This is a genomic window from Streptomyces antarcticus (assembly GCF_026627255.1).
In the GTDB taxonomy this organism is placed as follows: domain Bacteria; phylum Actinomycetota; class Actinomycetes; order Streptomycetales; family Streptomycetaceae; genus Streptomyces; species Streptomyces antarcticus.
In genome coordinates, this window is record NZ_JAPNLM010000008.1 from 143,715 (window position 1) to 168,643 (window position 24,929).

The 24,929-nt window shown below is 74.0% G+C and carries 20 protein-coding genes, 1 tRNA gene and 1 pseudogene; 11 read left to right on the forward strand and 11 right to left on the reverse strand.

Annotated elements, in window-relative coordinates:
* Positions 1–61: 61 nt before the first annotated feature.
* From OTB16_RS14905 to OTB16_RS14920, 4 genes are all read right to left on the reverse strand, one after another.
* On the reverse strand, positions 62–838 hold the full coding sequence (locus OTB16_RS14905; protein WP_267720630.1) for a bestrophin-like domain: 777 nt from the start codon (positions 836–838) through the stop codon (positions 62–64).
* Positions 839–978: 140 nt separating this feature from the next.
* Positions 979–1,584, reverse strand: coding sequence for a hypothetical protein (locus OTB16_RS14910; RefSeq protein ID WP_267720631.1), 606 nt, complete (start codon positions 1,582–1,584; stop codon positions 979–981).
* Positions 1,585–1,866: 282 nt separating this feature from the next.
* Positions 1,867–2,031, reverse strand: a complete 165-nt coding sequence (locus tag OTB16_RS14915; RefSeq protein ID WP_267720632.1) for a hydrophobic protein — start codon at positions 2,029–2,031, stop codon at positions 1,867–1,869.
* Between the two features lie 108 nt (positions 2,032–2,139).
* Entirely contained in the window at positions 2,140–3,780 is a 1,641-nt protein-coding gene (locus OTB16_RS14920; RefSeq protein WP_420717700.1) for a PP2C family protein-serine/threonine phosphatase, read from the reverse strand.
* Between the two features lie 415 nt (positions 3,781–4,195).
* Here OTB16_RS14920 and OTB16_RS14925 point away from each other — a divergent pair, with 415 nt between their 5' ends.
* The 3 genes from OTB16_RS14925 to OTB16_RS14935 all read left to right on the forward strand — a co-directional run bounded on the left by OTB16_RS14925 (position 4,196) and on the right by OTB16_RS14935 (position 5,738).
* Complete coding sequence (locus OTB16_RS14925; RefSeq protein ID WP_267720633.1) at positions 4,196–4,543, forward strand: STAS domain-containing protein; 348 nt, start codon at positions 4,196–4,198, stop codon at positions 4,541–4,543.
* A gap of 81 nt (positions 4,544–4,624) precedes the next feature.
* Positions 4,625–5,050, forward strand: a complete 426-nt coding sequence (locus OTB16_RS14930; RefSeq protein ID WP_267720634.1) for an ATP-binding protein — start codon at positions 4,625–4,627, stop codon at positions 5,048–5,050.
* A 265-nt stretch (positions 5,051–5,315) separates the two neighbouring features.
* Entirely contained in the window at positions 5,316–5,738 is a 423-nt protein-coding gene (locus tag OTB16_RS14935) for a DUF6003 family protein (protein WP_267720635.1), read from the forward strand.
* Positions 5,739–5,781: 43 nt separating this feature from the next.
* Here OTB16_RS14935 and OTB16_RS14940 read toward each other — a convergent pair whose 3' ends face one another.
* The 3 genes from OTB16_RS14940 to OTB16_RS14950 all read right to left on the reverse strand — a co-directional run bounded on the left by OTB16_RS14940 (position 5,782) and on the right by OTB16_RS14950 (position 11,359).
* Positions 5,782–6,723: a helix-turn-helix transcriptional regulator gene (locus OTB16_RS14940; RefSeq protein ID WP_267720636.1), complete on the reverse strand. Its 942-nt coding sequence runs from the start codon at positions 6,721–6,723 to the stop codon at positions 5,782–5,784.
* 633 nt (positions 6,724–7,356) lie between these two features.
* Positions 7,357–9,105 carry a methionine--tRNA ligase gene (gene metG / locus OTB16_RS14945; RefSeq protein WP_324290826.1) on the reverse strand — a complete coding sequence of 583 codons (1,749 nt, stop codon included), beginning with the start codon at positions 9,103–9,105 and terminating at the stop codon, positions 7,357–7,359.
* A 217-nt stretch (positions 9,106–9,322) separates the two neighbouring features.
* Complete coding sequence (locus tag OTB16_RS14950) at positions 9,323–11,359, reverse strand: hypothetical protein (protein ID WP_267720638.1); 2,037 nt, start codon at positions 11,357–11,359, stop codon at positions 9,323–9,325.
* A gap of 279 nt (positions 11,360–11,638) precedes the next feature.
* On the opposite strand from OTB16_RS14950, the gene OTB16_RS14955 reads away from it, so the two are divergent.
* On the forward strand, positions 11,639–12,205 hold the full coding sequence (locus tag OTB16_RS14955) for an RNA polymerase sigma factor (RefSeq protein ID WP_267720639.1): 567 nt from the start codon (positions 11,639–11,641) through the stop codon (positions 12,203–12,205).
* Positions 12,202–13,857 (forward strand): IclR family transcriptional regulator domain-containing protein, encoded by a 1,656-nt coding sequence (locus OTB16_RS14960; RefSeq protein WP_267720640.1) that lies wholly within the window; start codon positions 12,202–12,204, stop codon positions 13,855–13,857. The genes OTB16_RS14955 and OTB16_RS14960 overlap by 4 nt, the downstream gene beginning before the upstream one ends.
* A gap of 105 nt (positions 13,858–13,962) precedes the next feature.
* Here OTB16_RS14960 and OTB16_RS14965 read toward each other — a convergent pair.
* Both OTB16_RS14965 and OTB16_RS14970 read right to left on the reverse strand, forming a co-directional pair.
* Positions 13,963–14,047: transfer RNA gene (locus OTB16_RS14965), tRNA-Leu, on the reverse strand.
* Between the two features lie 227 nt (positions 14,048–14,274).
* The gene (locus OTB16_RS14970; RefSeq protein WP_267720641.1) at positions 14,275–15,216 is read right to left on the reverse strand and encodes a beta-ketoacyl-ACP synthase III; all 942 of its coding nucleotides are present in this window, start codon (positions 15,214–15,216) and stop codon (positions 14,275–14,277) included.
* A 204-nt stretch (positions 15,217–15,420) separates the two neighbouring features.
* Between OTB16_RS14970 and fdhD the strand changes: the two genes are divergently transcribed.
* Entirely contained in the window at positions 15,421–16,251 is an 831-nt protein-coding gene (gene fdhD, locus OTB16_RS14975; RefSeq protein WP_267720642.1) for a formate dehydrogenase accessory sulfurtransferase FdhD, read from the forward strand.
* Positions 16,252–16,284: 33 nt separating this feature from the next.
* Here the strand turns inward: fdhD and OTB16_RS14980 are convergent, their stop codons facing one another.
* Together OTB16_RS14980 and OTB16_RS14985 are read right to left on the reverse strand one after the other, a co-directional pair.
* Positions 16,285–16,716 carry a (2Fe-2S) ferredoxin domain-containing protein gene (locus tag OTB16_RS14980; protein ID WP_267720643.1) on the reverse strand — a complete coding sequence of 144 codons (432 nt, stop codon included), beginning with the start codon at positions 16,714–16,716 and terminating at the stop codon, positions 16,285–16,287.
* A gap of 9 nt (positions 16,717–16,725) precedes the next feature.
* Positions 16,726–17,007, reverse strand: a pseudogene (locus OTB16_RS14985) (bile acid:sodium symporter); the annotation flags it as partial.
* A 104-nt stretch (positions 17,008–17,111) separates the two neighbouring features.
* Between OTB16_RS14985 and OTB16_RS14990 the strand changes: the two are divergent.
* The 5 genes from OTB16_RS14990 (at position 17,112) to OTB16_RS15010 (ending at position 24,920) form a co-directional block, all read left to right on the forward strand.
* Entirely contained in the window at positions 17,112–18,935 is a 1,824-nt protein-coding gene (locus tag OTB16_RS14990) for an AMP-dependent synthetase/ligase (RefSeq protein WP_267720644.1), read from the forward strand.
* A gap of 113 nt (positions 18,936–19,048) precedes the next feature.
* Positions 19,049–20,308 carry an ABC transporter substrate-binding protein gene (locus tag OTB16_RS14995; protein ID WP_267720645.1) on the forward strand — a complete coding sequence of 420 codons (1,260 nt, stop codon included), beginning with the start codon at positions 19,049–19,051 and terminating at the stop codon, positions 20,306–20,308.
* Between the two features lie 15 nt (positions 20,309–20,323).
* Positions 20,324–23,188, forward strand: coding sequence for an ABC transporter permease subunit (locus OTB16_RS15000; protein WP_267720646.1), 2,865 nt, complete (start codon positions 20,324–20,326; stop codon positions 23,186–23,188).
* Positions 23,185–23,955, forward strand: coding sequence for an ABC transporter ATP-binding protein (locus OTB16_RS15005; RefSeq protein ID WP_267720647.1), 771 nt, complete (start codon positions 23,185–23,187; stop codon positions 23,953–23,955). The genes OTB16_RS15000 and OTB16_RS15005 overlap by 4 nt, the downstream gene beginning before the upstream one ends.
* Positions 23,956–24,071: 116 nt before the next feature.
* On the forward strand, positions 24,072–24,920 hold the full coding sequence (locus tag OTB16_RS15010) for an aldo/keto reductase (RefSeq protein WP_267720648.1): 849 nt from the start codon (positions 24,072–24,074) through the stop codon (positions 24,918–24,920).
* Positions 24,921–24,929: the final 9 nt, after the last annotated feature.

Genomic DNA, 24,929 nt, shown 5'->3' on the forward strand with positions numbered 1-24,929 from the left:
TTCAGCGCCCGCCCGTACAGCGCCCGCCCGTTCAGCCGGCGCCCGTTCAGCCGGCGCCGGTTCAGCGAGCGGCGGCCACCGACAGGGTCGGGAACAGCTCCTGGAAGGGCCCGGCGGAGTCGATGCCGTCCCGCCCGTACGGGGCGTCGAAGCTCCACACCATGAACAGCAGGAACACGATCAGCGCGCTGAACAGCCCGGCCAGGAGCAGTTCCCGCCCGGAGCGCCGGATCTGCAGGGTGAAGATCAGACCCACCGTGACCACGCCGCCGACCAGCAGCCCGAACCACACCACACCCGGCAGCGTGGACTCGTCGCTCTGCGTCCGCGAGTGCCGGGCGTCGTCGGCGGCGGCGATGTGGTCCAGCAGCGGCTGGTAGGCCTGCGCCTGGAGCTCGGTGGCCGGGCTCTGGTGGGTCACGTCGCTGCGCAGCTTGCCGAGCAGTTGGGCGCCCTCGCTGGACGCGCCCTCACCGGAGGTGAGCAGCGGCCAGTCCACCGCGACGGTGTGGGAGACGTACGCGTCCACCTCGCCGCGGATCCGGTCGCGTACGGGCGCCGGATAGACGTCGGCGCGCTGGGTCACCTCGTACAGCGACTGGGCCTCGCGGCGCACGCTGTCCTCGGCGGCGCCGCGCGCCTCCCAGACGCCCGCGATGGCGAGACCCAGCACGATCGCGTAGACCACGCCCACCATCATCGTCATGTACTCGATGACGTCGGGGGTTTCGCTGGTGTCCTCGTCATCGGCGGCCCGGCGGTGCCGGATCGCGGTGATGGCGAGGACGACGGCGCAGACGAGCGCCATGGCGATGGCCAGGACCAGCCATTCGGACACGTGGAATCTCCCGTTGGGAATCGGTGAATCGGCGAAACGGTGCATCAGTACATCGGTGCATCAGCGCATCAGCGCGTCAGGGGGTCGGCGCGTCAGGGGGTCGGAGGTCGGCGGTTCGGCGGACGGGCCCGCGCGGCGGATCAGCCGCGGCCCTTGGAACGCGGGCGCAGGGCGGCGGCCGCGAGTACGGCCGGGGTGGTGACGACGACCATGAGCATCATGGTGGACAGGCCGCCCGGGCCGCGCCGCTCCAGGGCCACGGCTCGGTACGGGCGCACGTGGAAGGCGCTCACCCGTGCGGCGGCGGCCGACCGGGGCGGGGCGGCCGCGACCGCCGGGACCGGCGCCGGAGCGGGCTCGGCGCCCGGTGCGGGTTCCGGCGGCTTCGGATCCGCGGCCCCGGCCTCCGCGTACGGCTCCGGTGGGCTCTGCGCGCCCGGCGCCGCCGGCGCCGCCGGCAGGGCGGCCCGCCCCGGGTGGTGCACGGTCGCCCGGTCGGTACCGGGCACGGTCGCCCGTACCGACGGCCGCGCGGAGGGCCGGGCCGAGGGCCGGGCTTCGGGCGGCCGCACGGTGGGCCGGCCGGTCTGCGCGGGCCGGTCGGGGCGTTCCGGCCGGCCCGCCGGAACGCACAGGTCGACCCGGGCGCCGCGGCCGTGGCCGTCGCCCGCGACGGCCACGTGGCCGTGCAGCGGACAGAGGGCCGCCACCAGACCGGCCCCGGCGAGGTACTGCCATGCGGTCACCGCGCGTCCTCCCGATTCCGCAGCAGATGCAGGGGTTACGGCTGAAGAAACGATCACGGCCCCGCTTCGACACGCGGCATCCGGGTCGAGCTCCCCGTGCCGGGGACCCGGAGGCCCCTGACGTCCCCTCGGCCGGGCCCCGGACGGGGCCGGTCCGGCGGCCACGACGCCGGGCGGCACGACGACATGGCGATGGCCTGCCTCCCCCTTTCGAATGGGGAAGCAGGCCACCGCCACGCAGTGTCAGAACCGCGGTGTCAGAACCGCGGTGTCGTCATACGGCTACCAGCGGTACCAGCGACCGCCGCCACCACTCTTGGGGCGGGCGACGAAGCCGATCAGCCACAGGATCAGGACCGCAATCGCGACCCACCAGAGAATCTTCACCGCGAAGCCCGCGCCGAAGAGGATCAGTACCAGCAGAAGAACGAGAAGCAGGGGAACCATAGTTATCAACCTCCGAGACACCGTGTGCCCGGCCACGCCCCACCCATGCATTCGATCTTATTTGTTTCTTATCCCAGGAGCCGGGCATGAGAACGCGCTTCCGCACCCTCATGCGGTGAACCGGCCCCGGGTGTGGCCGTCCACGGCGCTGAGGTGGCTGGTGCGCGGGGCGGAGATCACGACGACGGCCATGTCGTCGTGGCGGCCGGTGCCCACCCATTGGGAAGCGAGCATCTGCACCCGCTCCACCACCGCTTCGGCGGGCATGCCCGCGCACTCCGACAGGGCGCGGTGCAGCCGCTCCTCACCGAACATCGCTCCGCCCATCGGGCCTCCGCGCGCCTCGCTGATCCCGTCCGTGTAGAGGACGCAGGTGTCGCCGGGAGCGAGCGTCACCAGCGCCGTCTCGGTGGTGATGTCGGGGAGCGCGCCGACCAGGGTGCCCTGCGTCCGGGCCTCCTCGACGCGGCCGTCCGAGCGGACGATGAGCGGGGCGGGGTGGCCGGCGCTCGTCAGCCTCAGCTTCACGGCGTTCCCGTCGCGCGCCGCGGAGGCGAGCACCATGGTCGCGAAGCGGGCGTTGCGGGAGTTGAGGAGCGAGGTGTTGAGCAGGCTCAGCATCCGCTGGTGGTCGTCCGCCATCGGCAGCAGGGCGTGCAGCGTGTTGCGGATCTTCCCCGTCATCACGGCGGCTTCCAGGCCCTTGCCGCAGACGTCCCCGAGTACGACGAGCGAGGCTTCGCCCTCCACGGAGGCGGGGTGGACGTCGTAGAAGTCCCCGCCGACCCGCTCGTGGTCCTGCGAGGGCCGGTAGCCGCCCGCGTACTCCACGCCGGAGACCTGGTGCAGCGCCGGGGGCAGCAGCTCGCGCATGAGGGTGTCGGTGATGGACGCCTGCTCGGCGTAGAGGCGGGCGGCCGACATCGCGGCCCCGGCGCGGGCGGCGAACAGCCGGGCGAAGACCTCCTCGCCCTCGGTGAACGCGGCCCCGCCGGCACCGCGCAGGAGGACCAGGGCGCCCGCGGGTACGCCGTGACCGGGCAGGGGGGTGATGACGATCGACGCCACCGGGCCGAAGCCCTCCGGGATGAGCCAGGCCGGGGCGGCGGCGGGGTCGATCCAGCGGGAGGGAACGGGCGGGAAGCCCTGGAGCGCCTCTCCCAGCCCCGGTACCTCCTCGGGGTCGACGGCCACGCGGGACGGCGACGGCGTTCCGCCGCGGAGGCAGGTCACCACCGGCAGCTCGTGGCCGCGCGAGGGGGCGATCACCAGCGCCGCGTCGGCGAGGTGCTCAGCCGCCATCTGTGCCGTGACGTCCATGCACCGGTCCAGGTTCAGCGAGGAGAGCAGCAGGTTGGACGCCCGGGTCAGGAAGGCGGTGCGTTCCCGCTCCATCCGCAGGGCTTCGCGGGCCAGCCGGTGGTCGGTGTCGTCGACCAGCCACCACACCACCGTTCCGTCGTCGCGCACCGTCGGATGCGCCTCGTACGTACGGTCGCCGACCGGTCCCTGGACCGTCCGGTCCCGTACGGCTCCCGGTCGTTGTCCGGGGAGGGTACGCAGGACGTGCGCGTGCGCCGAGGACAGCCAGGCGGGTACCGCGTCCGCGAGTTCCGAGCCCGGGCGGATGCCCGGGAAGACCAGGCCCGCCGCCTCGTTCGCGATCACCAGGACCGCCCGGGCGTCCGCCACGAGCACGGGGTACGGGGCCTCACTCCACGTGTTGCCCACCGCGGTGGGAGTGGACACTGCCTGGGTGGAATTCGCCAAACGCCGAAGGCTCGCTGTGCGAACCCCTCACCTCATCGCCTCGAAGGAAAAACCCTTGCCCTCCGGCAACCATCCCCCATCCGCCTTTCCCCTGGCAACCAGGCCCCCCGCACGGCGCGTCGTCCCCCACCGCACGCACACCGGCCGCGCACACGTTCTCCTCCGGCGGGGCGGGCGGGCGCCCGGCCGAGCCCCGGGCGGCGTCGGCGAGTCGGCCGTCCCGACCCTCGGAGCGGGCCGGACGACGTCACCCGGCTGCGGCTGCCGCCCCGTTGACGCGGGCGGTCCGTGGGCGGTCCGCGGGCGCGCCCAGTGCTGCGACCGGAACCGTGGATCCCCGCCGGGAAGCACCCCTCCGGGTGATCCCCGTTCCGCGATGTAGGAAGATGTCGAGGTGATCGGAGACGAACCGGTGGTGACCTCGACCACCCACGAAGGCATGACCGTCGTCCGCCCGCGGGGCGACCTCGACCAGGACAGCGCGCCCCTCCTTACGGGGATCCTCGCCGAAGCGGCGGCGAGCGGGGCTCCGCGTACGGTGGTCGACCTGTCCCGCACGCGCTTCGCGGACTCCTCCGTCCTTCACGCCCTGCTCGACGCCCACAAGGCCCATCGCGCCGCGGGAACCGCACTCGTCCTGGCCGGCCCGCTGCAGGTGGCCGTCCGCCGGCTGTTCGACATCACCGGAACCGGACCCGCGTTCCACATGGCGGACAGCCTGGAGGACGCGATGACATGCTGACCGGCTCCGGTACGGTGACCGGCTGTCCCACCGGACGGGCGTCGGCATGGACCCTCACGACCCTGGGCAGGCGATGACGGTATGAACGCGCCCACAGCAGCCGACGACACCCGCGGATCCACCCGCCGCGGGGACCGCGCCCGCGCGGACGACGCGACGCCGGCGACCGCCGCCGCGGCCCGCGCCAGGGTGTGCGAGCTGCTGCGCCGAGCGGGCATCAGCCTCGACAGCGTCACCGCCGCGGACGCCCTGCTGGTGACGTCGGAACTCGTCACCAACGCGATCCGTCACGGCGGCGGGATCACCGCCTTCCACACCGAGATCGCGGACGACGCCCTCATCCTGTCCGTCAGCGACGCGAGCCCCCGCGCGCCCGTCCCCCGCACCGGCAGCGTCGACCATCCGGGCGGCTACGGGTGGCCGCTCGTCCAGCGGCTCGCCGAACGCGTCGACATCAGCAGCCATCCCGGCGGCAAGACCATCGGCACCACCCTGCGCCTGACCTGATCCGACCACCACCGGTACTCGGGTCGATCCTGACGTCGCGGGGCGCGACCTCTCTGCACTGCAGAGAAAAAGCAACCACAGTACCACTCATTATCTACCACGACTGACACAGGTTTTCGCCACCTCATCGATGAGGTAATCCAACTCAAGCGGGGTAGACGGACTTCGCACCGGGCGCGACGCCCGGGCGGAGCGGTGGCGGTCGACCCCGCCACCGGGCGCTACCATCAGCCCCTCTGACGGCTGATAGGGAAGGCTTTTCGCGATGGCCGATGACGCATACCTGTTCCTCCTTCCTGACCGGCATCCACGACTGGGGGCCGCTTTCGCCTCCGTCGGCACACTGGAGTGCGCCACTTCCCCGGCGGTCCACGGCTGGCTCCAGGCGCACGGCGTCTCGGCGTCCTCCGAGCAGGTCAGGATCCTCCCCGCCGGAGCGGAGGCGTTCGTCCCGAGTGACGCCGAGCGCCTGCCGCTGCCCCTGAGCGAGGAGGAGGCGCTTCGGGTGCAGCAGGAATGCGCGCCCCAGTCCGTGACGGACGTGGAGACGGAGCTCCTCCAGTTCCGCGACACGACCCAGGACTGGGAGGGCCTCGTACACCGCGCCCTGACGGCCGGCGTCCCCGCGACGCGGATCGTCCAGCTGACCGGCCTGGACCCCCAGGACATCGGCCGCCTCACCATGTGACCGCGGCCCCGCCCGGCACCGCCCGGGGCGGGAACGCGGCGCCCTACGTACGGCTGTCGCTGCGCGCGGACGGGTGCTCCCCGCCGGGCCCGGCGGAGTCGGCGGCCGTGTCCGTCGCGGCGGCCGCGGCCCGCGCGAGGATGCGCAGGGCCGCCTCGGAGGGCGAGCCGGCCTCCGCCGTGTAGGTGATCAGGCTCTGGTCGGGGTCGTCCGGAAGGTTCAGGCTCTCGTAGGCGAGGGTGAACTCTCCGACCAGCGGGTGGCGCAGGTGGTAGCCGCCGTGCGTCGCCTCCCGGACCTCCCGCTCCTCCCAGAGCCGGGTGAACTCCGGGCTGCGCTCGCCCAGTTCCGCGATGAGCGCCGCGAACCGCGGGTCGTGCGGGTGTCGTCCGAGGTCGAACCGGAGGTAGGCGACGAGGTCGCGCGCCTTGCGCTCCCAGTTCACGAACCGGCCGCGCACCTCGGGGTCCAGGAAGACCAGCCAGGCCTTGTTACGCCGGTCGGGCGGCAGCGCGCCGAAGTCCTTGACGAGCATGGCGAAGAGCGGGTTCCAGGCGAGGATGTCGGTGCGGCGGCCGACGACGAAGGCGGGGGTCTCGGGCATCGCCTCCAGCAGCCTGCGCAGCCCGGCCCGCACTTCCTGCGGCTCCTCCGGCCCGTTCCCCGCGGCCGCGCCCTCCCGGTCACTTCGGCGCCCCGCGGTGCGGACCAGGCGGGTCAGGTGCGCCGTCTCCGCCGGGTCCAGGCGGAGCGCGGAGGCGACGGCGCCCAGCACCGTGTCCGAGATGTTCTCGGCGCGCCCCTGCTCGAAGCGGGTGTAGTAGTCCACGCTCACGCCGGCGAGCTGGGCGAGTTCTTCCCGGCGCAGTCCCGGCACCCGGCGGCGGCCACCGAAGGAGCGCAGGCCCGCGTCCTCGGGACGGATCCGCCCACGGCGGGACCGCAGGAAGTCTCCGAGTTCTGCCTTGGGGCCTGTCTGGTTCATGCCCTCAATCCTAGGGTCGGACCCCGGTCACCTGCGAAGAGCGCGGGCCGGCGGACCGCGGCGACGGCGCCGCGTGTCCCGGCCGGGCCGGCGGGACGGCCCCGGGAGCACCGGGGCGGAAAGGCGGGGGTGGGTGGTCAGTGCCGCGACCATCCGCTCCGCCCCGGACCCCGCCAACCGACTTATGCCCTTTTCGTACCGGTTCACTCACCCGGCGCAACCCGTCACGCCGCGCTCCCCCTCCCCACCCCATGATCGGAGGGAGCACCGGGCACCGACCCGTCGACCAGGGACCAGAGGGGACGGTGGCGGATGGAACCGGACGGTCGCGACAGCCTGGCGGGCCGGGCCGACGCCCTGACTGCCTGGGCTGCGGGCCGATCTGGAGCGGCTGGCGGCGATCCCGTCCGTCGCCTTCCCCGGCTACCCCGCCGAACCGGTCCAGGAGGCGTACGACCTGGTCGTCTCCCTGCTGCGCGAGGCCGGCGTCCCCACGATCGAGCGGATCGACCTGCCCGACACCGCGCCGGTGATCTACGCCGAGATCCCGCCGCCGGGCCCCGGATACGCCAGAGGGGCGCCGCTCCGGGAACTCCCGGGGCGGCGCCCCTCACGGGCTCGCGGGGTGGGGCCTCAGGCGTCCGGGGAGCCGCCGAAGCGCTCCCGGTACGAGTCCAGGTCCTCTTCGGTGATCTTCGCGAAGAGCACCGGCGGTACGGTGAACGGCGTCCCGGCGGGGACCGCGTCCAGGGACCGGGCCTGCTCCGGGGTCACCCAGGCCGCCGTGTCGTCGGCGAGCGCGAACGCGGAGCGCATGGCGCGCGCCGAGGCCGGGATGAACGGCTCGGAGACCACCGAGTAGAGGTGGATGAGGTTCATCGCGGTGCGCAGGGTCAGCGCCGCGCCCTCCGGGTCGGTCTTGATCTCCAGCCAGGGGGCCTTCTCCTCCAGGTAGGAGTTTCCGGCCGACCACAGGGCGCGCAGCGCGGCCGCGGCCTTGCGGTACTGGAGCGTGTCCATGTGGCCCTCGTACTCGGCCAGCAACTCGGCGATCTGGCCGCCCAGCTTCGCCTCGGCATCGCCGGCCGCGTTGCCCGCGGGGACGTCGTCGCCGAAGCGCTTGCGGGAGAAGGACAGGACGCGGTTGACGAAGTTGCCGAGGGTGTCGGCGAGGTCCTTGTTTACCGTGGCGGTGAAGTGCTCCCACGTGAAGGACGAGTCGTCGGACTCGGGCGCGTTGGCGATGAGGAAGTAGCGCCAGTAGTCGGCCGGGAGGATCTCCAGCGCGTGGTCGGTGAAGACGCCGCGCTTCTGCGAGGTGGAGAACTTGCCGCCGTAGTACGTCAGCCAGTTGAAGGCCTTGACGTAGTCGACCTTCTTCCACGGCTCGCGGGTGCCCAGCTCGGTGGCCGGGAACATCACGGTGTGGAAGGGGACGTTGTCCTTGGCCATGAACTGGGTGTAGCGGACGTCCTCGGCCTCGTACCACCAGGACTTCCAGTCGCGGTTCGCCGGGTCGGCGTCCGCCCACTCCTTGGTGGAGGCGATGTACTCGATCGGGGCGTCGAACCAGACGTAGAACACCTTGCCGTCGGCGGCCAGTTCGGGCCACGTGTCGGCCGGGACCGGGACGCCCCAGTCGAGGTCGCGGGTGATGGCGCGGTCGTGCAGGCCCTCGGTCAGCCACTTGCGGGCGATGGAGGACGCCAGCTGCGGCCACTCCTCCTCGTGCTCCGCCACCCAGGCCTCCACCTCGACCTGGAGCTTGGACTGGAGGAGGAAGAGGTGCGTGGTCTCGCGGACCTCCAGCTCGGTGGAGCCGGAGATGGCCGAGCGGGGCTCGATCAGGTCCGTGGGGTCCAGGACGCGGGTGCAGTTCTCGCACTGGTCGCCGCGGGCCTTGTCGTAGCCGCAGTGCGGGCAGGTGCCCTCGACGTAGCGGTCAGGCAGGAATCGGCCGTCGGCGGGCGAGTACACCTGCCGGATCGCGCGCTCCTCGATGAAGCCGTTCGCCTGGAGCTGCCGCGCGAAGTGCTGGGTGATCTCGGCGTTCTGCTGGGAGGAGCTGCGGCCGAAGTAGTCGAAGGACAGCGCGAAGCCGTCGTAGACCGCCTTCTGGGCGTCGTGGGCCTGCGCACAGAACTCGGCGACGGAGATGCCGGCTTCCTTCGCGGCGAGCTCGGCGGGCGTGCCGTGCTCGTCGGTGGCGCAGATGTACAGGACGTCGTGGCCGCGCTGGCGGAGGTACCGGGAGTACACGTCCGCCGGAAGCATCGACCCGACCATGTTGCCCAGGTGCTTGATCCCGTTGATGTACGGAAGCGCGCTGGTGATCAGGTGTCGAGCCATCCTCGGATGCTCCATTTCCTCTGTGCGGTACACGTGGCGTCACGGACGGTGAACGCTGTTCATCGTATCGAACGGCCCGAAGGCCACGCGCCGCATTTGTTCGGGTGGGCAGAACGCAAAAGCGAGGGCAGTGACCTCTCCGTCACGGCCCTCGCAATCGCGCCCATGCTACAGCCGGACGGCGGCGCCCCCGACCGCCGCAGAGCCCGGTCGCGGCGGCCACGGAGCCCGGTCGCGGCCGCCGGGGAACCTACTCCCAGCCCCCGGACGCGCCGTCGAGGGCGGTGATCCGGGCTCCGCTCGCGAGGCGGCCCGTGAGGGAGAACGCTGCCCCCTCCGGGCCGGCGGACGCGGCCAGGGTCCGGCCGCCGGCCTCCGCCCGGACCGCGCCGGCCGCGGTGATGCCGACGACCTCGCGGCTCCCCGCGGCCACCACGTACCAGCGGCCCGCGGGCGAGCGCCACCGGGTGCCGGCGAGCAGGTGCTGTCCGAAGCGCCCGCAGGCCGCCGTGGACCGGGCCCGCACCACGTCCTGCGGCGGCCCGGCCGGCGGGCGCAGTTGGACGAGCACGTCGCCGGGGCCGGCCCAGCCGGAGGCGCGGGTGCAGGACCACACGGCGCGGCCGCCGCCGTCGGGGAGCTCGGAGCCTGCGAAGTCCCAGACGTTGACGGCGCGGACGGAGCCGCCGCCCAGTTCCCGCAGCCGGCACGCGGTCGGCGCCCACGCGGCCCGCGCGGCCGGACCGGTGGCCTCGCGCGGCTGCCGGGCCGGCACGGCGCCGGGGCCGTCGGGCAGCGGCGTGTAGGTGAGGTGCACCGGGGAGAGCGCGCCCAGGTCGGCGAGGACGAAGGAGTGCTTCTCGACGATGCGGGCGGAGGAGGTGAGTTCGAGTACGGGCCAGGATCCGCAGCCCCCGGCCGTACGGGGCACCGCCGCCGGAGCCGTGACCCCGTCGGGGCCGATGGCCAGCGGGGCGCCGTCCTCCCCGGTGCGGAGCAGGTCGCGGGTGGCGGCCCCCTCGATCCACGGGGCGAGCAGGTAGCGGGCCGGGCCGTCGGCGGAGGTGCGGACCAGGGCCAGCGCGGCCGCGGTGGTCACGCCGGCCTCGTCGGTACGGGCGAAGGCCAGCTCCCGCCCGCGGGGCCCGGCGGCCGCTTCGGCGTAGCGGACCACGCGGTCCCCGTCGAGCAGCAGCACCACGGCCCGGCCCTCGCTGTCGCCCGCGTGCAGCAGCTGCGGGGGCCGGGCGGGCGGGTCGGTCGCGGTCCCGGGGGCGGCGGTGACCGGGACCCCGCCGGGCCGGGCGGCCCACGTGCCCAGCGCCCGCGCCAGCAGAGCCCGGTCGGCGGTGCGGCCGCCGCGGGCCGGCCAGGCGGTGAAGTCCACCCGGGCGGTGTCGGCCCAGGCCTCCGCCGGGACCCGGAGCAGCCGGTCGGGGTCGAGCGCCCGGGCGGCCACCGGCCCGGCGGCGGGCGTGGCCTCGGGGCGCGGCGGCGAGGCGTCGGCCACCAGTACCCCGGTGACCAGCGCGACCACGGCCGCGGCGGCCCACCCGGCCCGCACCCGGCGGCGGCGCCGGAGCAGGTCGGTGGGGCGGGCGCTGACGACGCTGGCGTCGAACTCCGGGGTGAGCGGGGTCGCCGGGAGCGGTGCGCCGACGGGCAGCGCGAGGGCCTCGCGCACGGCGTCGGACGGGTCGTCCGCGCCCGCGGCCCCGAGGAGCCGGACCGCGGCCTCCTCGGGGAGCCCGTCCATGCGGTGGAGGACGAACGCGGCGCGGACCGGTCCCGGCGCGCCCGCCAGCACCCCGGCCGCCTCGTCGATCCCGCCGGCCGGGGGCCAGAGCCTCAGCCCCCACACGAACGGGGGGACGGGCGGCCAGCCGGCCTTGGCCAGGGCGGAGCGGACCCGGCCGGCCGGGGCGAGGGCGGCGCGCAGCACCCGTACCCGTATCTCGGAGAGCGGCCCGCCGGGACTGTCGGGACCCCCCAGGGGCCCCCGGGGGCCGGAACCGCCGGGCTCGCCGGAACCGCCGGGCCCTGACGGCTCGCCCGGCCCGCCCGGCCCGCCGGGGCCTTCCGCGGCGCCGGGCCCCGGGCCCGGGGCCCCCGATCCCCGGGGCAGCGCGTGCTGCACCGCCTTGTGCGCCAGCAGCACGCGGGTGTGGCGCGGAAGGCACTCGGGGAGGGTGAGGTAGGCGAGCCGTACCAGTTGGGGGTACTGCTCGACGAGGACCGCCTCGGCCTGCTCGACGGCGGTGGAGCCGAATCGCTGCGATGTGCTCACCCTCCGACAAACGAGTGAATCTTGCGATGGTCACACGCGGTGCGCCGCGGCCCGCCCGTGCGCCGCCCGTCACCCGCCCGTCCGCCACGGTCGGCATATGCATACGCGCTGGCCAGAACCTTGCTCGGTCGACATCGATCACGACTCGATCATCACCGAACGTAATATTTCCATGTTTCTCTTCTGCGCCCTCCGAGTGCGCCCGCGCTGTTTCCTGGACCGCACAGGGGATGAGGTGGAGCGGTGAGCGATGGCGGACCGGAGGAGTCCGGTGGGAGCGTGGGACTGCCGAGCCGGCACCGGCGGCCGACCCCCATGAGCCAGTGGGATCCGACGGCACGCCTGTCGTACTGGGCCTTCCACACCAACCGGCGGCCCGCGTACATGCGCTTCGCGTACCTGCACCTGGGCTCGGACGCGGGCGCGGAGGAGGCGGTCGACGCCGCCTTCGACTCGATCATGGCCGAGTGGCTCCGGATGCTGCACATGGACCGGCTCGACGCGTACGCCTGGACCGTCCTCAAGGGCTGCATCGTCGACCACCTGCACCGCCGCACCCCCTGGCGGCGGCGGCCGGAGCCGATGGACACCAGCGCCTTCGAAGCGGCCCTCAAGGAGGCCCGCGCGGACCGGTACGAGGTGCTCACCGACGCCATCCGCTTCTACTCCGCGGTCTCCCGGCTCGTCGAGCGGCAGCGCGATGCCGTCCTCCTGCGGTACGGCCTCCAGTGCACCCCCGGCGAGGCCGCCGCGGTGATGGGCGTCGACGAGGCGACCGTCAGCTCGCACCTCGGCCAGGCCCACCGGCGGCTCGCCCGCCTGCTCGACACGTCCGCCGAGTCATGAGGCCCCACGAGGCGCACGGGTTCCGCGAGGACCACGCGGCCCCGCGCTCCCTGGCCGAGTTCCTCGCCCGGGCGGGGGTGCGCGAGCGCTACCCGCACTACGACCTCGGCGCCGCCGAGGCCCGCCTGCTGCGCGCCACCCCGTACGCGCCCGTCCCCGGACACCGCGCGCGGCGCCGGTCGGCCCACGGGTGGAGCGACCCCGCACGGGACTGCCCGCTCGACGCGGAACGGGCCCGCCGCGACCTCAAGGCCGTCTGCCTGGCGGCCGTCTGCGCGCCGAAGGCCGAGACGCAGCTCGCCGCCTTCGTCACCGGCGGCCACGCCGACCTGCCCGGCGCCGTCGTCTTCGGCTGCCTGCTGTACCTCGCCGGGCTGCGCGAAGGGGCCGGGTTCTGGTGGCAGTTCGCCGCCGGGTCCGGGAGCGCGCGGACCTCCTCGGCCGCGTACTGCCTCTTCCTGGACCACTCCCGGCGCGGCGAGCACCACGACGCCCGGTTCTGGGCCCGCGAACTGGGCCGCCGGGGCTACCGCCCGGGGGGCCGCCGGGACCCGCGCGAGGTGCGGCTGTGCGCGCAGGCCGCCGTACTGCGCTACGTCGACCAGCTCGACGATCCCGACCTGGGCCCGGTGCCGCTGCCGAGGCCCGGGCTGACCGCGGTACTGGCCGCGTTCCGCCCGCCGGCCCCGGTCTCCGTACGGGTGGCGGCGCCGCGGCTGTCCACCGGCCCGCTGCGCCACCCGGCGCTGACGGCGGCCGCCCGCGGGACCGTGGTCCAGGCCGGGACCGGCGAGGCCCTGGCGCAGGCGCGCCGCGCGCTGGCCGTCGTACGGGTCCTGGAGCGGCACCCGCTGGGGGTGCGGCCGGCCCAGCTGCAGCGGGAGTCGGGCCTCGGTGCGGCGGCCCTGCGCCCGCTCCTCGCGATGCTGTGCGAGGAGGGGTACGCGCAGCGGCCGGGCGCGCAGGTGTACGCGCGGGGGCCCGCCCTGGACCGGCTCGCCGCCCCCGGCGGCCGCGGTCTGGCGGACCAGCTCCAGCGCACCCTGTCCCCGGCCCGGGACAGGGCGGGCGCCGCGGCGGCGGTCCACCTCAGCCGGTTCGCCGAGGGCGAGGCGCCGATCACGCGGATGGCGGACGGGCCCGGGACCCCGCCGGTGCGGGAGTGGGCGGACTTCCGGGCGGCCGCGCACGCCGGCGCGGTCGGCACGCGCCCGCTGACCCGGCTCGACCACCACCGCCGCGCCGCGTACGTGGCCCGGCACCGCCCGGACCGGCCCACCCCCCGGACGATCACCGATGTCCGGACCCTGTTCACCGCCCTGGACGCGCTGTCCCCGGGCGCCGCTGTCTTCGACCTCCGGGAGTACGCCTCCGGGGTCGTCTGCCCGGCGGTCCCCATCGCCGCCGGCGACGCGGCCGGGAGCCTCGCGCTCTCGCTGCCGGCGGCCCACGCCCACCGGCTGCGCCCGGCCACCGGGACACCGCGCGGCCAGGCGGTCCCGGTGCTCCTCGCGCTGCTCCTGTCGGGCGCGATCCCGCCGGACGCCCCTGACTCCCCGGACCGGCCCCGGCTGTCCCTCCCCCATGCCTTCGCCCCGGTCACGGCGGGCGCCCTGACGACCCCGAACGGCCTGGTGGTCCTGCGGGCCTGAGCCGCGGGGAGGGGCGGCCGGGGCAGCACCCCGTACTGGACGCGCGTACCGGAAACACGTACCGGAAACGCGAAAAACCCCACCGGAGTGGGGTTTTCGTCTTTGTGTCCGAGGGGGGACTTGAACCCCCACGCCCGATAAAGGGCACTAGCACCTCAAGCTAGCGCGTCTGCCATTCCGCCACCCGGACCAGGTGATCGACCCCGGTTTCCCGCGGCGACATGGACAACCATAGCAAAGGATCGTCGGGCTTCCGACCACTTATCCGAGCCGTGATCGCCCGCCACGCCGTGCTGACCTGCGGGCATGCGCCGAAGGGCTCAGCGAGACGGATCGTCTCGCCACCGTGATGCGAGTGGGGAACGCACCGCGCCCCCGTCCTGCCCGCGGACGGGGAGGACGGGGGCGCGGTGGCCGTCACGGGCAGCTGATGACCTGGCCGGCGTAGGAGAGGTTCCCGCCGAAGCCGAAGAGCAGGACGGGGGCCCCGGAGGGGATCTCACCGCGCTGCACCAGCTTGGACAGGGCCATCGGGATGCTGGCAGCCGAAGTGTTGCCGGAGTCGACGACGTCGCGGGCGATGACCGCGTTCACCGCGCCGATCTTGGCGGCGAGGGGCTCGATGATCCGCAGGTTGGCCTGGTGGAGGACGACGGCGGCCAGTTCCTCGGGAGCGACCCCCGCCTTCTCGCAGACCTTGCGGGCCAGTGGCGGGAGCTGGCTGGTGGTCCAGCGGTAGACGGACTGGCCCTCCTGGGCGAAGACCGGCGGCGAGCCCTCGATGCGGACCGCGTTGCCCATCTCGGGCACGGAACCCCACAGCACGGGGCCGATGCCCGGCTCCTCGCAGGCCTCGACGACGGCCGCGCCCGCCCCGTCGCCGGTGAGGACGCAGGTGGTGCGGTCGGTCCAGTCGGTGATCTCGGTCATCTTGTCGGCACCGATGACCAGCGCGCGGGTGGCCGAGCCGGCCCGGATCGCGTGGTCGGCGGTGGCCAGGGCGTGCGTGAAGCCCGAGCAGACGACGTTGATGTCCATCACGGCCGGGTTGCCGCCCATGCCCAGCTTGGCGGCGACGCGCGCCGCCATGTTGGGCGAGCGGTCGATCGCGGTGGAGGTGGCGACCAGGACGAGGTCGATGTCGTCCGGGGTCAGGCCGGCACCGGCCAGTGCCTTGCCGGCCGCCTGGAAGGCCAGCTCGTCCACCGGTTCCTCCGGGCCCGCGATGTGGCGGGTCTTGATCCCGGCCCGGGACCGGATCCACTCGTCGGTGGTGTCGACCATGGCCGAGAGGTCCTCGTTGGTGAGCACTCTCGCGGGCTGGTAGTGCCCTAGCGCCACCACGCGTGAACCGGTCATGGGCGGGGTCCCCCCTCGTTGGCAGTCATGACCACCCAGCTTCGCCTGCTACCGATGGGTACGAGTGCGCGTGATCCGACAGGATTCGGGCACCGGAATTTGGAGATTCCCGAGGATCTGCCTGCCGGGAGCCCCGCGGGAAGCGGAACGGCGACAATGACCATGTCGGCCGCGGCAGGAAACAGAACGAGGTGGGGGAACACCATGGGACGCGTCACCGAGCGCCGCCGGGTCGTACGGATCCGGAACGGGGTGGCCGGGGTGCGCCCGGACACGCTGGTGGCCGAGGAGCCGCTGGAGATCCGGCTGAACGGCAAGCCCCTGGCGATCACGATGCGCACCCCGGGGGATGATTTCGCCCTGGCGGTGGGCTTCCTGGTGAGCGAGGGCGTGCTCGGTGCGGCGGCGGACGTGCGGGCCGTCACCTACTGCGAGGGCGCGGCCGAGGACGGCACGAACACGTACAACGTCGTCAACGTGCAGTTGGCGCCCGGCGTGCCCGTGCCGGACATCACGCTGGAGCGGAACGTCTACACCACCTCCTCCTGCGGGCTGTGCGGCAAGGCCAGCCTGGACGCGGTCCGCACCGCGAGCCGGTTCCCGGGTGCCGCGGCGGCCGACCCCGTACGGCTGTCCGCGGAGCTCCTCGCCCGGTTCCCGGACCGGCTGCGCGAGGCCCAGAAGGTCTTCGACCGTACGGGCGGGCTGCACGCGGCGGGGCTGTTCACGGCGGAGGGCGAGCTGCTGGACGTACGGGAGGACGTGGGCCGGCACAACGCGGTGGACAAGATCGTCGGGCGGGCGCTCCAGGCCGGACGGCTGCCGCTGACGGGTGCGGTCCTGCTGGTGTCGGGCCGGGCCTCGTTCGAGCTGGCCCAGAAGGCCGTGATGGCGGGGATCCCGGTGCTGGCGGCGGTCTCGGCGCCGTCCTCGCTGGCCGTGGACCTGGCGCTGGAGTCGGGGATGACGCTCGTCGGGTTCCTGCGGGGGCCGGACATGAACATCTACGCGGGCGAGGAGCGGATCACGGTGTAGCCGTGCGCCGCCGGCCGCCACCGCCGGCCGCCTTCAGCGGCCGCGGCGTGAGCGGCGGGAGGGGTTCGCGGCCGGTTTGGGCTCCGGGGGGTCGATGCGGTGGAGGTCCAGGGTGTCCGGGACCGGGGTGGTTCCGGGGCCGCCCGATCGCGCCCAGGCGATGATCTCGTCGGTCGCGGTGTCGTCCAGGGCCCAGCCGAACCAGGCCGCGCGGGCGCCCCGGCGGCGGGCCTCGCTGGTGGGCTGGACCACGATGACGTTGGCCTGCGCGCAGGGGCCGAGGCACTCGCTCGTACGGACGGCCAGCCGCCCCCCGGAATCGGCGGCGGCCGCGCGCAGCCGGGCGAGCTGGCCGGCGTGGTCGGAGCCGGGGTTCTTGCGGGGGTCGCCGCAGCAGCAGCCCCGGCAGACCACCAGGGTGCAGGGGCGTTCGGTGCGGGCGGCGATCGGGCGTATCCAGGTCACCGCCGCACGTTACCGGGCCCGGGGGGCGGGGTGTTGGGGCGCCCGGGAGACCTCCGCCACACGGTGGGGCGCGGGTTCGGCGTCGCGTGCCCGGCGGCGGGCCAGGACGGCGCAGACCATCAGCTGCATCTGGTGGAACAGCATCAGCGGCAGCACGGCGAGGCTCGCGTGGGCCCCGAACAGCACACTGGCCATGGGGAGTCCGGCGGCCAGGCTCTTCTTCGAGCCGGCGAACTGGATGGCGATGCGGTCGGCGCGGCCGAAGCCGAGGCGCTCGGCGCCGTACCAGGTGGTCAGGCGCCCCCTGCGGAGGTCTTGTGGAGGAGTTCGCCGGCTGATCAACTGCCGCCAGGCGTGGGGTAGCGTCGCCGCGCTGTGCGGAGAGGAGCGGGGCCTTGCGCGAGATCACCGTCCCACCCGTCGTCACGGGCCCGCCCGTCGGCGGCCTGGCCGACGTCGTCTTCCAGTACGCACACCAGGACCCGGGCCGCGTGGTGCTCGGCCGCAAGACGGACGGCGTCTGGCGTGACGTGACCTCCGGCGAGCTGGCGGCCGAGGTGCTCGCCCTGGCCAAGGGGCTGCTGGCCCAGGGGGTGCGGTTCGGGGACCGGGTCGCGCTGATGTCCCGTACCCGGTACGAGTGGACGCTCTTCGACTTCGCGCTGTGGGCCATCGGGGCGCAGCCGGTTCCGGTCTACCCGTCCTCCTCCACCGACCAGGTGCACTGGATCCTCGAGGACTCCGCCTGCGTGGCCTGCGTCGTCGAGGACGAGGACCAGGCCATGACGGTGGGTTCGGCGATCGACCGGCTGCCCGGTCTGCGGCGGCTGTGGCAGCTCGACGCCGGGGCCGTGGAGGCGCTCGTCGCCGACGGGCGGGGGGTCGCGGAGGACGTGGTGCACCGGCACCGGGGCGCGGTGACGCCCGACGCGGTCGCTACCGTCATCTACACCTCCGGGACCACGGGCCGGCCCAAGGGGTGCGTGCTCACCCACGCCAACTTCATGTACGAGGCCGACACGATGGTGAGCCGCTGGGAGTCGGTGTTCCAGGCGGGGCCGGGCGAGCGGCCGTCCACGCTGCTGTTCCTGCCGCTGGCCCACGTCTTCGGGCGGATGGTCGAGGTGGCGGCCGTCCGGTCGCGGGTCAAGCTCGGGCACCAGCCGGTGCTGGCGGCCGCCGAACTGCTGCCGGACCTGGCCGCGTTCCGGCCCACCTTCGTGCTGGGGGTGCCGCACGTGTTCGAGAAGGTGTTCGCGGCGGCCCGCCGCACGGCGGAGACGCAGGGGCGCCGGGGCCCCTTCGACCGGGCGGTGGAGACGGCCGTACGGTACGCGGAGGCGCGCGAGGCGAAGGCGTTCGGGACCGGGCCGGGGCCGTCGGCGGGGTTGCGCGTGCAGCACCAGCTGTTCGAGAAGCTGGTGTACAGGAAGGTCCGGGAGGCGATGGGCGGCCGGGTGCGGCACGCCATGTCGGGCGGGTCCGCCATGTCGCGGAGGCTCGGGCTGTTCTTCGACGGCGCCGGGATCACGGTGTTCGAGGGGTACGGCCTGACCGAGTCGAGCGCGGCGGCCACCGCGAACCCCCCGGGGGCGACGAAGTACGGCACGGTGGGCCCGCCGATCCCGGGCAGCACGGTGCACATCGCCGACGACGGGGAGGTCTGGCTGCACGGCGGCCACGTGTTCTCGGGGTACCTCAACGATCCGCGGGCGACGGAGGCGGTGCTGCGCGGCGGGTGGCTGGCGACCGGGGACCTGGGGCGGCTGGACGCGGACGGCTACCTCACCATCACCGGGCGCAAGAAGGAGATCCTGGTGACCTCCAACGGCAAGAGCGTCTCGCCCGCCGCCCTGGAGGAGCGGGTGCGTTCGCATCCACTGGTGTCGCAGTGCGTGCTGGTGGGCAACGACCGGCCGTACATCGCGGCGCTGCTCACCCTGGACGCGGAGGGCATCGCGCACTGGCTGTCGATGCGCGGTCTGGCGCAGCGTCCGGCGGCGGAGCTGGTGCACGACCCGGAGCTGACCACGGAGGTCCGCCGGGCGGTGGTGGCCGCCAACACGCTGGTCTCGCAGGCGGAGGCGATCCGTACGTTCCGGGTGCTGCCCGGGCAGTTCACGGAGGAGCTCGGCCTGCTGACCCCGTCGCTGAAGCTGAAGCGGCGGGCGATCGAGAAGGCGTACGCGAAGGAGGTCGCGGCGCTGTACCAGACGTGAACATCACGGCCCGGCCGCAATCTGACACACCGTCACTTCACTTCGTCCGCCGATATTGACGATCCGTCAGGTCACACACAGAATGCGGGGATCCCGACCGGAGGGAACCCTCGATGTTGCGATCGATCCGCACCCTGGCCGCCGCGGCGGCGGCCCTCGCGCTCGTCTCCGCCTGCAACTCCGCCGCCACCCCCGACAAGGCGCCCCCCGGCACGTCCGGCGACTCCCGCGGCGTCACGGCGGACTCGATCAAGGTCGGCGGCATCGTGTCGATGACCACCGCCAGCGGCTACAGCAAGAAGGACACCGATCTCGGGGCCAAGGCCCGGTACCTGAGGGCGAATGCCGAGGGAGGCGTCAACGGCCGGAAGATCGACTACCTCGGGGCGGAGGACGACGGCCAGGACCCGGCGAAGAACATGGCGGCCGCCCGCAAGCTCGTCCAGCAGGACAAGGTGTTCGCGGTCTCCCCCATGAGCTCGGTGACCTTCTCCGGCGCCGACTTCCTGGAGCAGGAGAAGGTTCCCACTTTCGGCTGGGGCACCCTCCCCTCCTTCTGCGGGCCCAAGTACATCTACGGCTTCAACGGCTGCCTGGTTCCCTCCCCGGGCGGCACCCTCAACCAGACCTGGCCGGAAGGCATCGGCCAGGTGCTCGGCGGGGCCGCGGGCAAGTCGGTGGCGGTCATCGCGAACGACAGCGATGCCGGGAAGTTCGGCATCCGCACCTTCCAGCAGGGCTTCGCGAGCGCCGGGTTCACCGTCTCGTACGCCAAGGCATCCGTGCCCGCCACCGCCGTGCCGAGCGACTGGTCCGCGTACGTCAAGGAGATCATGCAGAGCAACGGCGGCAAGGCGCCCGACGCCGTCGTGTCCGTCATGCAGACGCCCAACAACATCGGGCTGTTCACCGCGCTCAAGCGCGCCGGCTACAAGGGCCTGATCTCCGACCCCACGGACTACGATCCCGGCCTGCTCGCGAAGGAGGCCACCAAGCAGGCCCTCGACGGGGTGCACGTACTGCTCCAGTTCGAGCCCTTCGAGTCGGACAACCCGAAGATGACGCAGTTCAAGGCCGACATCAAGGCCGCGGCGGGCGGGCAGGATGTGCCGCTGAACATGCACATGGTGACCGGGTACATGTCGGCCGACCTGTTCCTTTCCATCGCGCGGAAGGCGGGCAAGGACCTGACGGTCGAGTCCTTCCAGGCCGCCGCGCAGGGCTTCTCCGACACCGGCACCCTCGTCGGCGACCGGGCGGAACCCAAGGGGCAGAAGGACAGCTTCGGCTGCGGAGCGCTCGTACAGCTGAAGGACGGCGCGTACAAGGTGTCGGTCCCGTTCAAGTGCCACGAACCCATCCCCTTCTCGTAGGGGCCGGGCAGCCGAATGGGAGATCTGCTCGTCTTCGTGCTGAGCGGTCTGGTCTCCGGCGCCCTGTACGCGCTGCTGGCCACCGGGCTCGTACTGTCGTACTCGGCGTCCGGGCTGTTCAACTTCGCCCACGGGGCCACCGCCTACCTGTGCGCGCTCACCTTCTACGAACTGCACTCCGGACTGGGCTGGCCGGCCGTCCCCGCGGCGCTGCTGGTGGTGTTCGTGCTGGCGCCCGGCCTCGGATGGGCGCTGGACCGGCTGATGTTCCGCCGCCTCGCACGGGTCGGCGAGACCGCGCAGATCGTCGCGACCATCGGACTGCTGGTCGCGCTGCCGGCCGCCGGGCTATGGGCGGTGGAGCTGCTCGCGGACGCGGGCGCGCCCGTCAAACCGGCGGAGAACCAGTTCGGGCTGCCGGGGGTGGGGCCGAGCCCCGCGGTCTCCTGGCAGCTCGCCGACGGCGTCGGCATCGACTCCGACCAGCTGATCACCTGGGTGGTGACGGCGCTGGTGGCGGTCGCCCTGTGGGTGCTGATGCGGCACACGCGGCTGGGGCTGCGGCTGCGGGCGGCCGTCGACAACCGCTCGCTGACCGAGCTGCGCGGGATCAGTGCCGACCGGCTCTCCTCGGTGGCGTGGATGATCGCGTCGGGGCTGGCCGGACTGGCGGGCGTACTGGCGACGCCGCTGCTGGGGCTGTCGGCGCACGACTTCACGCTGTTCCTGTTCGTGTCGGCGACGGCCGCCGTCATCGGGCGGTTCGCGTCGGTGCCGCTCGCGTTCGCCGGCGGGCTCGGCCTGGGCGTGCTGCAGAACCTCGTCGCCGGGTACGCCTCCTTCGCCGAGGACATCACCGGGCTGCGGACGGCGGTGCCCTTCCTCATCCTGTTCGGCGGGCTGCTCGTGCTGACCCGCCGGGCCCGGACCGCGGGGACCTCCGCCGTGGACGCGCCGCCGGTGGACCATCTGGCCGGGGCGTCCTGGCTGCGGCGCTGGGGCGGGTGGGCGGCGGGCGCCGTGCTGCTGGGCACGGCGTTCTACACGGTGGCGACACCGTTCTGGAGCGGACTGCTGGCCCAGGGGCTGGCCATCGCCCTGGTGTTCATGTCCTTCACGGTGGTGACCGGGCTCGGCGCGATGGTGTCCCTGGCCCAGGCCGCCTTCGTCACGGGCGCCGCGCTGGTGGCCGGGCTGCTGATGAGCCGCGGCTGGCCGTTCGTGGCCGCGCTGGCGGTGGGCACCTGTGTGGCCGCGCTGCTGGGGGCGCTGGTCGCGCTGCCGGCGCTGCGGCTGGGGGGCCGGTCCCTGGCGCTGGCCACGCTGGCACTGGCGTTCCTCGCCGACCAGGTGCTGTTCCAGCTGAGGTGGCTGCGCAACGGGGACGCGGGGTGGTCGATCCCCCGACCGGTGTTCGGGCCGGTGGACCTGTCCGACGACCGGGCGCTCGGGGTGGCCCTGGTCGTCCTGGTCGCGGCGGTCGCGGCGGGGCTGAGCGCGCTGCGGAACTCGCCGTCCGGGAGGGCGATGCTCGCCGTACGGTCGGCTCCTGCGGCGGCGATGGCCTCGGGGGTGTCGGTACTGCGGACGAAGCTGCTGATGTTCACCCTGTCGGCGGGGCTGGCCGGGTTCGGGGGCGTGCTGTACGCCTCGTACAACACCCGGATCACCGCGACCGACTTCACGGCGATGACGGGGCTGGTGTGGCTGGCCGTGGTGGTGGCGGCCGGAGTGCGCAGGCCGCAGTACGCGGTGGTGGCGGGGCTGGTGTTCGCCGTCGCGCCGCGGCTGCTCGCGGACTACGTGACGGAGTCGGCCCACCTGCCGGTGATCCTGTTCGGCCTGGCGGGCCTGGCCCTCGCCAACGATCCCGACGGCTACTGCGCCGCCGTTCCGGTGCGGTGGGCGCGCAGGCGCGCCGCGGGCACCGGGCGGGTCGGAGCGAAGCGGGCGGACGGAGTGGCGCGGGCGGACGGAGCGGGGCAGGCGGACGGGGTGGCGCGAGCAGACGAGGCCGAACGGGCAGGCGGAGTGGCGCGGGCGGGCGGCCCCGCGGACCGGGCGGCGGCCGCCCCGGCCGGCCGGACCGGGCCGACGGGCATCTCCGCGGTCCCGCGTCCCGGCCCGGGTCCGGGCTCCGGCGCCCCGGTCCCCGGTCCCCGGCCGGTGTCGGCGACGGCCGAGGCGCGTCCCGCGCTGGAGTTGCGCGCGGTCACCGCCGGGTACGACGGCGGGCTCGTCCTGCACGGGGTGGACCTCGTGGTCCGGCGGGGGGAGATCCTCGCCGTCCTCGGGCCCAACGGTGCGGGGAAGAGCACCGCCTGCAAGGTGGCCGCCGGGCTGCTGCCCGCCGGGGGCGGGAGTGTGTTCGTGGCCGGGCGGGACGCGACGCGGGACGGGCCCGTGCGCCGGTCCCGGGCCGGCGTGCTGCTCGCCCCGGAGGGCCGGGGGATCTTCCCCGCGCTCACCATCGAGGAGAACCTCGCGCTGTACCTCCGGGACGCCGACGCCCGGACCGCCGTCTATGACCGCTTCCCCCGCCTCGGGGAGCGGCGCGGGGTGGCCGCCGGGTCCCTGTCCGGCGGGGAGCAGCAGATGCTGGCGCTGGCACCGCTGCTGCAGCGGCCGCCCGAGGTGCTGATCGCCGACGAGCCCTCGCTCGGGCTCGCGCCCCGGGTCGTGGAGGAGGTGTACGCGCTGCTGACCGAGCTCCGCGGGGCCGGTACGGCGCTGCTGCTGGTGGAGGAGAAGGCGGCCGGGATCCTCGGGGTCGCGGACACGGTCGCGTACCTCTCCCAGGGCCGGGTCTCGTGGTGCGGTCCGCGGGCCGAGGTCGAGGCGGGCCGGCTCACCGAGGCCTACCTGGGGATGGCGACATGAGCGGCGACGTGCTCCGGGCCACGGGCGTCAGCGTCCGCTTCGGCGGTGTCCGGGCCCTGACCGGGGTGGACCTCGGCGTCCGGGCCGGGGAGGTGTGCGGGCTGATCGGGCCGAACGGGGCCGGGAAGACCACGCTGTTCGACGTGCTGTCCGGCATCCGGCGGCCCGACGAGGGGCGGCTGCTGCTCGACGGCGCCGACATCACGCGCCGTTCCCCCGTCTGGCGGGCCCGGCACGGGATGCGCCGGACGTTCCAGCGCCAGCAGCTGTTCGGCCAGCTCAGCGTCGCCGACAACGTGCTGGTGGCGCAGGAGTGGCGGGGCGGCGGGGGCGGTCTCGCCGCCGACCTGCTGGCGTTCCCCGCCCGGCTGGCCCGGGAACGGGAGCGGCGGGCCCGGGTCGAGCGGGTGCTGGCGGGCTGCGGGATCGGCGCGCTCGGCGCCTCGTACGCGGGCGGACTGCCCGTCGGGCAGGCCCGGATGGCGGAGCTGGCCCGCGCGGTGGCCGACCCGCCGCGGGTGCTGCTGCTGGACGAGCCGGCGTCCGGCATGTCGGCACCCGAGCGCGAGCGGCTCGCGGCGGTGATCCGGCGCCTCGCACGGGAGGACGGCTGCGCGGTGCTGCTGGTCGAGCACAACGTGGCGTTCGTGATGGACCTCTGCACGCGGGTGGTGGTCCTGGACCTCGGGACGGTGCTGGCCGAGGGGACCGCGGCCGAGGTGCGGGCCGACCCGTCCGTGAGGGAGGCGTACCTGGGAACCTCCTGAGGGGAGGCCTTCCGTACGGGGGGCGGGTGCCCTGACGTGGCGGGAATACGTCGTACGGGGGGCCGGTTGCCGCCCCCGTACGACGCAACCGAACCGACGCGAGGGAACGGCCAGACGTGAACCAGGTCCCCACCATCAAGCTCAACAACGGCACGCTCATGCCCCAGCTCGGCTACGGCGTGTGGCAGGTGCCGGACGACGAGGCGGAGCAGGCCGTCGCGACCGCTCTGGAGGCGGGCTACCGCAGCGTCGACACGGCGGCCGTCTACGGCAACGAGGCCGGTACCGGCAGGGCCGTCGCGGGCTCCGGCGTGCCGCGCGGGGAACTGTTCGTCACCACCAAGCTGTGGAACGGCCCGTCGCAGGCGTGGGGGCGCGACGAGGTCCTGCGCGCGTTCGACGACTCGCTCGGGAAGCTGGGCCTGGACCACGTCGACCTGTACCTGATCCACTGGCCGCGCCCGATGCGCGAGGACTTCCTCGCCATCTGGAAGACCTTCGAGGAACTCGCGGAGAGCGGCCGCGCCAAGGCGGTCGGCGTGTCGAACTTCCGCCCGGCGGACCTGGACCGGCTCGCCGCGGAGAGTCCGCTGGTCCCGGCCGTGAACCAGATCGAGCTGCACCCGCTCTTTCCGCAGACCGAGCTGCGCGCCCTGCACGCGGAGCGCGGGATCGTCACCGAGGCCTGGTCCCCGCTGGGCCAGGGCAAGGAGCTGCTGGCGCTGCCGGAGGTGGCCGCGATCGCCGCCAGGCACGAGCGTTCCGCCGCGCAGGTGGTGCTGCGCTGGCACCTCCAGCACGGGAACGTGGTGATCCCCAAGTCGGTGACCCCGGCCCGCATCCGGGAGAACCTGGACGTCTTCGGCTTCGAGCTGGACGCCGCCGACGTCGCGGCGCTGGACGCGCTGGGCGCGGGCGCCGCCGGCCGCCGGATCGGGCCGGACCCGTCCGTCTTCGACGTCTGAGGGCCGGGG